General features: G+C 51.9%; 10 protein-coding genes. 4 read left to right on the forward strand and 6 right to left on the reverse strand.

What is annotated here, in order from left to right; translation table 11 throughout:
• Positions 1–17: 17 nt before the first annotated feature.
• From lpdA to QBD29_RS10320, 5 genes are all read right to left on the reverse strand, one after another.
• Positions 18–1,412 carry a dihydrolipoyl dehydrogenase gene (gene lpdA, locus QBD29_RS10300; RefSeq protein WP_280098008.1) on the reverse strand — a complete coding sequence of 465 codons (1,395 nt, stop codon included), beginning with the start codon at positions 1,410–1,412 and terminating at the stop codon, positions 18–20.
• A 109-nt stretch (positions 1,413–1,521) separates the two neighbouring features.
• A complete protein-coding gene (locus tag QBD29_RS10305) occupies positions 1,522–2,100 on the reverse strand; it encodes a DUF924 family protein (protein WP_280098009.1) in 579 nt (192 codons plus the stop codon).
• Between the two features lie 254 nt (positions 2,101–2,354).
• Positions 2,355–3,629 (reverse strand): MFS transporter, encoded by a 1,275-nt coding sequence (locus tag QBD29_RS10310; RefSeq protein ID WP_280098010.1) that lies wholly within the window; start codon positions 3,627–3,629, stop codon positions 2,355–2,357.
• A 155-nt stretch (positions 3,630–3,784) separates the two neighbouring features.
• Positions 3,785–4,843, reverse strand: coding sequence for a tRNA preQ1(34) S-adenosylmethionine ribosyltransferase-isomerase QueA (gene queA, locus QBD29_RS10315; protein ID WP_280098011.1), 1,059 nt, complete (start codon positions 4,841–4,843; stop codon positions 3,785–3,787).
• A gap of 48 nt (positions 4,844–4,891) precedes the next feature.
• The gene (locus QBD29_RS10320; protein WP_280098012.1) at positions 4,892–8,152 is read right to left on the reverse strand and encodes an AsmA-like C-terminal region-containing protein; all 3,261 of its coding nucleotides are present in this window, start codon (positions 8,150–8,152) and stop codon (positions 4,892–4,894) included.
• A 132-nt stretch (positions 8,153–8,284) separates the two neighbouring features.
• Between QBD29_RS10320 and QBD29_RS10325 the strand changes: the two genes are divergently transcribed.
• The 4 genes from QBD29_RS10325 to QBD29_RS10340 all read left to right on the forward strand — a co-directional run bounded on the left by QBD29_RS10325 (position 8,285) and on the right by QBD29_RS10340 (position 11,549).
• Positions 8,285–8,746: a peroxiredoxin gene (locus tag QBD29_RS10325; RefSeq protein WP_280098013.1), complete on the forward strand. Its 462-nt coding sequence runs from the start codon at positions 8,285–8,287 to the stop codon at positions 8,744–8,746.
• Positions 8,743–9,555 (forward strand): ferritin-like domain-containing protein, encoded by an 813-nt coding sequence (locus tag QBD29_RS10330; RefSeq protein ID WP_280098014.1) that lies wholly within the window; start codon positions 8,743–8,745, stop codon positions 9,553–9,555. The genes QBD29_RS10325 and QBD29_RS10330 overlap by 4 nt, the downstream gene beginning before the upstream one ends.
• Before the next feature lie 166 nt (positions 9,556–9,721).
• Positions 9,722–11,059, forward strand: a complete 1,338-nt coding sequence (locus QBD29_RS10335; RefSeq protein WP_280098015.1) for a DUF5930 domain-containing protein — start codon at positions 9,722–9,724, stop codon at positions 11,057–11,059.
• Positions 11,049–11,549: a polymer-forming cytoskeletal protein gene (locus QBD29_RS10340; RefSeq protein WP_280098016.1), complete on the forward strand. Its 501-nt coding sequence runs from the start codon at positions 11,049–11,051 to the stop codon at positions 11,547–11,549. Before QBD29_RS10335 ends, QBD29_RS10340 begins: the two co-directional genes overlap by 11 nt.
• 71 nt (positions 11,550–11,620) lie before the next feature.
• Here the strand turns inward: QBD29_RS10340 and QBD29_RS10345 are convergent, their stop codons facing one another.
• Positions 11,621–12,130, reverse strand: coding sequence for a c-type cytochrome (locus QBD29_RS10345; RefSeq protein WP_280098017.1), 510 nt, complete (start codon positions 12,128–12,130; stop codon positions 11,621–11,623).
• Positions 12,131–12,154 lie beyond the last annotated feature (24 nt).

Consider the following 12,154-nt stretch of genomic DNA (forward strand, 5'->3'; position numbering starts at 1 on the left):
AAGCCTTTGGTTTTCGGTTAAAAGTGGATTGCGCCGCCATAGGCATCCAAAACACTTTCGTGCATCATTTCAGACAATGTTGGATGCGGGAATACCGTTTCCATCAAATCTTGCTCAGTGGTTTCAAGCTGACGCCCAATCACATAGCCTTGGATCAGCTCTGTCACTTCGGCACCAATCATATGCGCACCAAGCAATTCGCCTGTTTTGGCATCAAAGATGGTTTTCACCAAACCCTCTGGCTCGCCAAGCGCGATGGCTTTGCCGTTGCCAATAAAGGGAAAACGACCCACTTTAATATCTAAACCCGCCTCTTTGGCCTGCGCTTCTGTCATACCAACGCTCGCCACTTGCGGGTGACAGTAGGTACAGCCTGCGATGCTGTCCGGCTTCACGGGATGGGCCTTTTTGCCGGCCACCAAATCTGCCACCATCACACCCTCATGGCTGGCTTTGTGGGCCAACCACGGCGCACCAGCAATATCGCCGATGGCAAACACACCTTTGGCATCTGTGCGGCAGTATTCATCCGTAATCACATGGGTGCGATCCACTTTGATGCCATGCTCTTCCAGGCCGAGCCCTTCGACATTGCCCACAATCCCGACCGCAGAAATGACCGTGTCAAACTCCAACTTTTCCACTTTGCCTTTGACTTCGATATGCGCTGTGACTTTGCCCTTGGCACGATCCAGCTTTTTCACCGTGGATTTCTCCATGATGGTCATGCCTTGTTTTTCAAACTGCTTCTTCGCCAGTTTGGAAATCTCTGCATCTTCTACGGGCAACACACGATCCATCACCTCAACCACAGTCGTATCTGTGCCAAGCGTGTTGTAAAAACTGGCAAATTCAATGCCGATTGCACCCGATCCAATCACCAACAGTTTTTTTGGCATCCGTGGCGGGTTTAATGCGTGTTTGTAGGTCCAGACCAAATCGCCATCCGCCTCAAGCCCTGGCAGCTCCCGTGCCCGCGCCCCTGTGGCCAAAACGATGGATTTTGCGGAGATGGATTCTTCGCCTTTGTCCGTCTTAACTGTGACCTTGCCGTTTCCAGCGAGCGTTGCAGCCCCCATGACAACCGTCACCTTATTCTTTTTCAGCAGATGGCCCACACCGCCCGAAAGCTGCTTGGCCACACCGCGGGATCGCGCCACCACCGCATCAAGATCATAGCCAAATTTATCTGCAGTCAGGCCAAAGTCCTTGGCCCGTTCCATCAGGTGAAACACTTCTGAGGAGCGCAATAAAGCTTTTGTGGGAATACAGCCCCAATTCAAACAAATACCGCCCAAATGCTCGCGTTCAACAACCGCAACTTTCAACCCATTTTGCGCACCGCGAATGGCGCTGACATAGCCGCCTGGCCCTGCCCCAATAACGATCATGTCAAATTGCGTATCAGCCATAGCATCCTCTTAGAAATTGGTTCAACGTTGAACTATCTATAAGAATGCGCTATTTCAGACAAAGTCGCAAGGGCAACCGACGCATAGCAATTATGCGCCAGCCCCAACCTTAAGCGGCTTTTTGCATATCCTGCGTAATTTTACCGTATCCACCATCGTCCATGAACTTTTGTTCTTGGGATGTGTTGCTGCGCCCCAAAGCATCATTGCGATAAGGGAAACGGCCAAATTTGCGGATGACCTCGCGGTGGACTTTGGCGTGCAACAAATTGCTGCCACCAGACTCCGACATACGGTTTTTGATCAGTCGCACACATCGTTCTTGGTGTTGCAAGCATTCGGAGTGCATGAACGGCAAGTAATAAAACTGGCGTTGCGGCTCATCCGTGCGCTGATCGTACCCCTGCTCGATTGCCAGGTTCGCCACTTCACGGGCTTTCTTATCCGTTGAAAACGCCCGTGGATCATCGCGAAACATGTTGCGTGGAAATTGATCCAGCAGGATCAGCAAAGCCAGTGATTTTCTTGGGCATCGGGCCCACCCATCGTAGTCACCCGCTTTGGCCGCTTCCCAATCTGACATGAATTTATCACGAATAGATTGATCCAAAGCATCCGTGCCTTGATACCACCCTTGTGGGCCAACTTCATCAACCCAAAACTCAATAATCGCTTGCGCTTTGTCCATTATATCCTCCGACAAAGAGCCCCCAAAGTATAAGAACAGCGTTGTGCCGTAGCGTAACGCAGGTCAACAGTTATTTAATAAAATTTTAAAATGTTAGCGTTAAAGTTACCATTTGTTGCGCTTGCACCAGAAAACGTGATCAACAGCGGTTCGCGGTTCACCACAAGCAAAGGCGTTTTGCTAACGGCCCGAAAGTGGTGACACGTCCACCAACATGAACGCCACAAGGGAAACAGAATTGAAAAAGAAGCGCCTCAAGGCGCTTCTGCGGCGCTTTCATCTTCTTCTGCTTCCAGCTCCATTTCAATCGACAGCTCTTGTGCCACCTCAACCGCAACAGGCGATGCCGTCGCAAAAACTGGTTGATAAGACGCGGTATCGTCCACGCTTGGAGCCTGACGTTGGAAGGTTCGGTAGAACGCGTAAATCGACGTCACAAACAGCAACAGCGCAATATAAAGGAAGAAACTATCAGGGCCGAATTGTCCCATCATCCAACCCACAACCAATGGGCCTGCAATGGCACCAATCCCGTTGATAAAGATCAAACCGCCAGACGCCGCCGCCATATCATCATGATCCAAAAAGTCATTGGTATAGGCCAACAACAGAGAATACAGCGGATTGGCCACCCCCCCGATGATAAAGCTACACACCAGCAAAATCGTCAGACTGCTCGCTGAGGTAAAGGCAACAAGGCAGGCCACACCACCAAATACCGTAATGCCGATGATCAGCAAACGGCGATCCATCCGATCCGACATCCACCCGATTGGGTATTGCAACAGCATCCCGCCCACATAGATGATCCCCACAAAAATCGAAATCTCACCGACAGACATGCCTTTTTCCGTGCCGTAAACGGAGGTCATGCCAAACAGGGCCGCAAAGATCCCGCCAAGGAAAAAGATACCGACCACACCAAGGGGCGATGCCACATACAGTTCCTTCAGGCTCATTGGCTTTGTTGTTTGAAACACAGGCGCTGGGCTGACAGACAGCAAAATCGGCGCAAACGACAAAGACACCGCAACCGAAATGATGATAAACAGGATAAATCCGCCCGCATCGGCAAAGTTCAACAGCCATTGCGCCATCACAATGCCCATCATTTGCACGATCAAATAGGCGGACAAGGCTTGGCCGCGGGTTTCATTGGTGGAGCTGTCGTTCAGCCAGCTTTCGGCCACCACATAAATCCCCGAAAAACAGAACCCCACCAGAATACGCAGCAAAAACCAGACAATTTCATTGGGCAACGCCGCATAGAGAATCAGCGCAGCCGATACAAAAGACGCTAGCGCTGCAAAAACACGCACATGCCCAACATTGCGGATCAGAGTGGGCGCAATGCGCGAGCCCCCCAAAAAGCCGATGAAATAGCCAGACATGATTAACGACATGCTGCCCGCGCTAAAACCTTCGAGCGAACCCCGAATACCCAGCAACGTGCCCTGCACACCGTTGCCCAGCATTAGCAAAAACATTCCGAGCAACAGAGCCCAAGAGCTTTTAAGAACGTAACCCATGTGACGACTCCGTTATGCGTCTATTGCGTTTGTGTTAACCACGGCCATCCGCATGTCTTTTGTACTGCGACTGTGAAAAATTTTAAACGGCCTCAAACCACCCTTAGGAGATTCGCACAGGTTCATGCGTTTCAAACGCGACCCAACAGTGCCGTTTATGACATTTCTGGGATCAGCAAAGAGCTGTCACCATAGGAAAAAAACCGATAGTCCTGTGCGATTGCATGAGCATAAATATCTTTGATCCGTTGCGTTCCCATTAACGCGCTGACCAACATCATCAGTGTGGATTTCGGCAGGTGGAAATTTGTGATCAACCCGTCAGCTACATTAAAGACAAACCCTGGCTTGATGAATATATCGGTCTCCCCTACCCACGGTGTGATCTCGCCAGAGCCCTGCGCCGCCGTTTCAAGCAACCGCAGCGCCGTTGTTCCAACAGGGATCACGCGCCCACCGTCTGCCTTGGTCTGCGCAATCTCGGCAGCAGCAATGTCGTCAACCCGCCCCCATTCCGCGTGCATTTTATGGTCTGACACATCATCGGTTTTCACAGGCAAAAACGTTCCCGCCCCCACGTGTAAGGTGACTTTGCTAAAGGTCACCCCCATCAGAGCCAAGGCGTCCAACACGGTTTCATCGAAATGCAAGGATGCCGTTGGCGCAGCCACAGCACCAGAATGCTGTGCAAAAACGGTCTGATAATCTTGCGCATCCTGTGCATCCGCCGCCCGTTTCGCGGCGATATAAGGGGGCAACGGCATTTGACCTAAACCGTTCAACGCGTCCTCAAACGCAGGGCCGCTCAGCGAAAATCGCAATCGGATACCGTCTGATCCTTTGCCTAAAACTTCTGCGTGTAACGCATCCGAAAAGACAATGGTTTCTCCATCTTTGACACGACGCCCCGGTTTCGCAAGCGCCAGCCAATCGCCCTGCCCGTCCATTGATAAAAGCGTGACTTCGACCTTTGCAAAAGTCTCGCCTTGATCAGACATGCGGCGGCGCTGCCCTTGCAGGCGTGCAGGGATCACTTTGGTGTCGTTCAGCACCAACCGGTCCCCTGCGCGCAAAAAATTGGGCAACTCAAAGAATTGCTGATCCTGCAATGCCCCATCCTGCGCAACCAACAAACGTGACGCGCGACGCGGTTTTGCTGGGCGTAGCGCGATCAGCTCTTCTGGAAGGTGGAAATCGAAATCTGACAGGTTCATGTGTGCCCAGTGCCCAATTCACAAAATCTCTGCAAGAGGATTTCGGTGCTAGGAAGGCGGTGTTGGCGCTTTTTGGCGGAAAATTTCACGAAATGCCCCAGGCGTCAGGATTGAAAGTGGGTTCACACCCACCTTGGGCTGGCTTGCAGGGCCGCGCATCCGATAGGTAAAGCTGAACATACCTTCGCCTTTTCTGCGCCCCACGAGTTGCCCGAAAAGTCGTTCAAACACACCATTCACCACATACAGTGGCGTCACCACGCCTTCAAAATTGACCGACTTGTTTTTGGTGTCATACCACCCATCAAGTGTCATACCGATAGATGGGCCTACGGCACTGATGTTTTCCAGCTTTACGCCGTTGCCACGGATTTTAAATTGCCCTTCGATGGTGTTGAAATGGATGCCTTCGCCTTCCAATTGCTGCAATGCACCGATCAATGAAATTCCGTTCAGCAATGCCGCCATCGCAGAGGCGTCTTTGATGCGAGTGCGCTTCACATCCAATGTACCATCGTAGTTGCCGTCCCCTGCTTTGGGGATCAAAACAACTCGCAACGCGCCATCGCGAGCGTTGGTCAATAAGCCCGCAGATGACATAACACCCCCTGCATCTGAACTTGCCAATTCAATCGCCGTCCCGTGGCGCTGTGGGAACAACTGGCCATTCACCCATGAACGGCCATTCACCCGCCCTACAAAGGTGCCGCGCAAACCCGCTTTGGTGTTTAGCTTTCCTTTGAAATTCGTCAGCGACAAATCGTTCGTCACACGCACACGATCCAATTGAAGATCAATCGTGGTTGCGCCCGATCCCGTTTCACCAGAGCCGCCGTTATCCCCCATAAATCGTAGGTCAGCCGTGCCGCCAGACACTGTGATCCGCGTGCGCCCACCTGCTTGCGGGGTTAACACAGCCGAGGTGCTAAGCCATTTGCCCACATCAACGGTGCTGAACCTCGCACGTTGCAACGTATTGTCCGCATTCAGATCAACCGTTCCCCGCGCATTGAGTCCGTTTGCGTCTAGCACCAGATCACCGATATCAATGCGATCCCCCAGCGTCCCGTCCACGCGGAACAGCCCACGGGTGCGCGCGGGTTTCAACCATCCAAGGGCTGGAATTTGCATCGTTGCCCCGACCAAATCGCTGGTCAGGGTGAATTTCGGATCCGAACCGCGATTGAGCGTGATATCCATCTGCGCAGGGGCGGCCCCTGAAACGGTTCCTTTGGGTAAAATAATGCCAAGCGCTGTCAGATTTTTCGCATTCAAATCCAGTTTTGCCGCGACTGTGCTTTGCTTGGCCCCCTGATTGAACGATTGTGCCCATTTGGCAGACACGGGCACGGCATCGAACAAAACGTCCCCTGCAATTTCAACGCCATCATGGGTCACATTTGCCAACAATTTGCGCGAAGTCAGCGTTCGGTCCTTGATCAGAGTCGTGGATTTCACGTTCAACAGTTCCGCCTGAACCGCCAATTTCACATCCTGCGTTCTGGTGTCCTTAGACAATGGCAGTTTGAACCACCCGCTCAAAGACACGGCCCCTTGGCCGAGTTTTGGCGTCAAGCCAACCTTGTCCAAGAAACGGAACTTTTCCACATTCAGCAATTCCAAAGCCGCCTCGATGCCGCCTTTGGCATGCAGTGTTATTTCGCCTGGTGTTGGGCGGATATCGGTATCGGGGATAAAGATGCTTGATCCTGCAATATCCACCTGGCCCCCATTGGCAGCAATCACGTGGCCGGCGCTCAGGTCAATGCGCAGGTCAATTTCTGTCAGATATCCAAACCCAGCCCCGTCTTGCAAATGTGGCATCGTGTTCAGAAAATTAAAATTCGCGTCATTCACATTGAAATTAAACGCGTAATTCGGTTTGCCGTCTTTGCTTCGAAAGCCGCCAGAAATATCTTTGAAGGTGCCTTCAAAGATGTTTTTGACCACCCATTTGCGCGTTTTATGCACCACAGGTTTGGGCCAAAGCTGTTTCAGCCGCGCAGCGGTAATTTTGTTCAGATCAATGTCATAGCTGTTTGTCCAAAAATCCTGTCCCGCCTTTGATGATCCAGCGATCTTGACCACGCTGTCCCCGTCAAAAACAGTCAATCGCCCCACTTCGACTTTCAAAGGTGAAAACGACAAACGCGCATCAAGCGCAGCTTCGTTTAAGGTCAGCGTGTCATCAAACAGGTCGGGTCGCTCAATCACAATATCACGCGCGCGCAACTGCCCTGCCATGGACTTCACCACACCGTCAGGCCCGCGCTGCAATTCTACAAAACCACCTGCGATGACGGACCCCGAGCTGGTTTTTAAATCCACTTGTTCGAGATTAAGGGCGTCCGTTTCAGGATCATAATCGAAATACACTTTAGCCGTGCTAAAGGTGATGGGCTGGCTCGCAGGAGTTTGGGCCACTTTCCCTTCGGCCAATTCCAATACGCCGTGCAAATTGCCCAGTTTGCCGTCCCCCGCAAATTCAGCCCGCACGGACCCAGACAGGCGCGTGTCAAAATTGCGCAGCCAATCAAACGCTTGAAACAAATCCGCAATCTCTTCGGGCGACGCATCAGAAAACTGAAACGAAACGGATGCCGCTTCGGACCCGAGCAGATAATTCGCGCTTAGGATCATGGATGCAGGCGATAGGTCTTTTCCGTCTTCTTGCCCCAGTTCCAACACCGCACGGCCAGATACGGTGTCACCTTCTCGTTCAATTGTCAGTTTGGAATTGTCTAGCACCCAGCCCCGTTTGGTAATTTGATCTTCAAACCGAACCCGCGTGTTTTCCAATTCCACGTTTTTTAACAAAGACAATTCGCGCTGATCTTCCAACGCATCCAACAGCTGCAATACGTTTTCACCCTTCGCCATTGTCCCTTGCGAACCAAACAAACTTATCGCACCAGTTTCATCCCGCTCCAGCGACAGTTCCGTCCCAACAATGGCAACGTCTTCGGGCGATATCTGCCCTGAAACCAGATCCAGCAGAGATAATCGGGTGCGCACCTCTGATACTGTGATTAATGACGCGCCTGTTTCATCCAGCACAGATACATCGCTCAGCAAAACGTAATTCCCGACACCCGTGTCGCTTGATGCCAACGCGATACTGCCGATTTGCATATCATGGTTCGACAATTGGGCATTTAATCGGTCTTCGACCATTGCATGAAGCTGCGGCAGCTCTAGGGGTCCGCGCTGCAACAGGATCGTCACGACACCAATGGCCAGCACCGTCAGAACGATGCCCGCCATCAACATGGCCAACAAGGCCACCAAACAGTGTCTTATCCAGATCAAAACGTCTCCGCCCGTATTGTTCAAAGCCTTGCGCATTCCGCGCTTGAACTCTGCCGTTGCACCCTATTTAGGATAGAAGCCAACAGCACCATAGGTGTTCTTTAACAATTTTTCGTCACTGGAGGGGGACAAATGCCCGAAATCGGAGAAAAATCGCCTAACTTTACTCTGCCGCGCGATGGTGGTGGAACTGTATCGCTCGCGGATTATGCAGGCAAAACGCTGGTTTTGTATTTTTATCCGCGTGATGACACCCCTGGATGTACCAAAGAAAGCATCGGCTTTACCGAACATCTGACCGCGTTTCAGGATGCAGGTGCAGAGATTGTCGGCGTGTCCAAAGACAGCGTAAAAAGTCACGTTAAATTCGTTGCAAAACATGACCTTGGCATCCCATTGATCAGCGATGAAAACGGGACACTGTGCGAAGACTTTGGCGTCTGGGTTGAAAAAAACATGTATGGCAAAAAATACATGGGCATTGAACGGGCCACCTTTATCATCGACGGCGAAGGGGTCATTACCCACGCATGGCGTAAGGTCAAAGTACCAGGCCACGTCGAAGCGGTGTTAGACGCGGTGCAACCCACGTGACCCAACCAACCCTAACAGAACTGGCCTGTGACGTACTTACCACCGCTGATGGGCGCGAAAAAACCGCGAAATCCCATGCTGCGGCGGCGCTGTGGTTTGAAATGAAAGAGGCAGGCACCCCGCTGGCCATTGGCAACAGCACCCCACCCGACGTGCCTGCGCGCCCAGCAACACCAGAACTTTTGCCCCCGAACGAAGTCCCACGCCGCCGTTTAGGATCAGAGGCAGGGCGCATCGCGCTTATCCATGCTGTTGCCCATATCGAATTGAACGCGGTAGACCTGCATTGGGACATCATTCCTCGGTTTGCACAGACGGAGATGCCCATTGGATACTACGACGATTGGGTGAAGGCAGCAGATGAAGAAAGCAAACATTTCAATCTGTTATGTGACCGTCTTGAAGCCATGGGGTCCCACTACGGTGCTTTACCCGCTCATGCTGGCATGTGGCGCGCAGCCCAAGACACCGCGACCGATTTCATGGGCCGCCTTGCCATTGTCCCCATGGTGCTAGAGGCCCGCGGGCTCGACGTCACACCGGGCATGATCCAGCAGTTCAAATCGCTTAAAGACACCGAAACCGTCGCCGCACTTGAGATCATTTATGCCGAAGAAGTCGGGCATGTGGCCTATGGCTCCAAGTGGTTCCATTTTCTGTGCGGCCGTCACAATGCCGATCCAAAAGAGGAATTTCACCGCCTTGTGGAACACTATTTCCATGGAGGCTTAAAGCCCCCTTTCAACGATGAAAAACGCGCCGAAGCAGGTATTCCGCTCGACTTTTACTGGCCAATGGCAGTGCAATAAGGGGCTCTGTTGTTCAATTACCCTGCTAAATGCGCGGTTTATTGCCCGTTTGGCAGGATTTTCTTGCCTCTCGCGTTAAGGTTTTGTAGACCACTTGAGCGTTCTTAAAGAAGCCGAAAAGGTCCCGAAACAGGGTAACAAGAGCTCAGAGGCAGAGGGAAAATCCATGACTGGACCGTTTGAAAAATTAAACGCTCTTTTGGCACGCCATGTGCCCGAACAGCGCATTTACATGCGCACAGAGCGCACCACGCGGTATTTCCGCGCTACGCCGCTGATGCAAGCCACCGCTGGTTTGTTGATTACTGTGGGTGTGTGCTGGTCCGTTATTGCCACCTCTGCCCTGTTGATTGATCACATCTCAGCACGCTCTGACACCAAGCAAGCCGAAGTGTTGCAACGCGCCTATGAGGCACGTTTGAACGAACTGTCCCAAGAACGCGATCAGCGGGCACTTGAAACGCAAACCGCCCAAGATCGGTTCTACATCGCTCTTGAACAGATTTCTTTACAGCAAAGCGAACTGCTCCAAGCCGAAGAAGAACGCCGCGAATTGGCCACTGGCCTCGATATTATGCAAAAGAAATTGCAAGCGGCGATCAAAGAGCGGGATCAGGCGCAAAAGCAATCAGATTCAATTCTCGCTGAAATGCAGGCCGTAACAGGCAGCCTCAGCACCAAACTCGGCGGCGCTCAGGATAACGAAGAAACGCTCGAACATATGACGCGCGCGTTGAAATCCACCGTTGCACAGCGCGACAATCTGGAAACAACAGCCACCGAACTTTACAGCCAAATGGCCAAAATGTCGAACGAACAGCTGTTGCAGCAACAGCAAAACGCCCGCATCTTTTCTAATCTGGAACAGGCTGTGAATGTGACGCTTGGCCCCTTGGAAAAAGCACTGAGCAACGCGGGCATGAACACTGATGCCCTTATCAAAGACATGCGCAAAAGCTATTCTGGATCAGGCGGCCCGCTTACGGCTCTTTCCATTTCTACAAAGGGTGATGCGGCAACCGCGCTTTCTGCGGATACTGTGAAATTGTTTGAACGGCTCGATCGGGTGGGCTTGGCCAAGCTGGCCGTTGAAAAGCTGCCCCTCGCCTTCCCAGTGCGCGGCGGATATCGCCACACCTCTGGGTACGGCTATCGCCGCGATCCCAAAAACGGCGGACGCCGATTGCACAAAGGCCATGATCTCGCGGGCGCACGCGGCACTGCCATTGTCGCAACTGGGGACGGTGTCGTTACTTTCGCAGGCCGTCAAAGCGGCTATGGCAAACTCATCAAAATCCGCCATATCAATGGCTTTGAAACTTACTACGCTCATTTGAACAGAATTCGGGTCAAGGCGGGACAAAGGGTCTCGCGCGGGGAACGAATTGGTGATATGGGCAACACGGGCCGGTCAACCGGCGTGCATCTTCACTACGAAGTGCGCATCAACGGAAATGCAGTCAATCCCTCTAAATATATGAAGGCGTCAAGAAATGTTTTCTAAAAACAAAATCAGCGAAACAAACAAAACCGATCCCGCAGCGGATACAAGCAAGCCAGTGGCCACACCTCCACCTGCTTCAACACCTGCGGCAAAGCCAGCAAGCTCTGCAGCGCCAACACCAGCGGCTCCACCAAAAGCAAAGCCACCTGCATCTTCATTGTCTTCTGATCTGACAATCACAGGCAACCTGAAAACGACTGGCGACATCCAGATCGAAGGCAAAATCAAAGGCGACATTCGCGCCCATTTGCTGACAGTTGGCGAAGGCGCCACTGTAGAAGGCGAAATCATTGCTGACGACGTTGTGGTCAACGGTCGCATCATTGGTCGCGTGCGTGGTCTTAAGGTTCGCCTGACCTCCAGCGCCCGCGTTGAAGGCGACATCATCCACAAAACTATCGCTATTGAAAGCGGCGCACACTTCGAAGGCTCTGTTCAGCGCCAAGAAGACCCGTTGAATGCAAAAGCGGACAAAAAAGCAGACAGCTAATCCTCTCTGCTCCCCAATAAAAAAGGCCCAGCATCGCGCTGGGCCTTTTTCGTCTAAACTGTGATCTGGCTTTAGCCTTTGGACGCGTCATCCAAGTAAGCGATCAGATTTTCAATGTCTTTATCTTTCTTCAAACCGTTGAACAACATGCTCGTGCCTGGCACCAACTTTTTAGGTGCTTTCAAGTACGCGGTCAGCGTTTCAACATCCCATGTCAGACCAGATTCTTGCATCGGTTTGGAATACTTGAAGCCTTCGATTTGAGCTGCCTCACGGCCAATAATTTTATAAAGCGTTGGCCCCGCACCGTTTTTGCCTTCTTTTACTTTGTGACAGGCTTTGCACTTCTTAAAAACCTTTTTGCCCTTTTTCACATCCCCAGTTATTTCAGCAACAACCACCTCTTCTGTGGTTTCGGTTGTTTCGGTTATAGTTTCCGCATTTTCGGATGCTGGCTGTTCAGTTTCTGCTTCTACAACGGGTTGTTCTGCATTTTGCGTGGTTGTGTCGGCCCAGGCTGTGCTGGCAGACAAAGCAATTGCAACGGTAACGCCTGAAAAGTTACGCAATACTGAAGACATGGCTGTTTTCCTTTTAATTGGCTG

It is taken from the genome of Amylibacter sp. IMCC11727 (assembly GCF_029854195.1).
Taxonomy (GTDB): domain Bacteria; phylum Pseudomonadota; class Alphaproteobacteria; order Rhodobacterales; family Rhodobacteraceae; genus Amylibacter.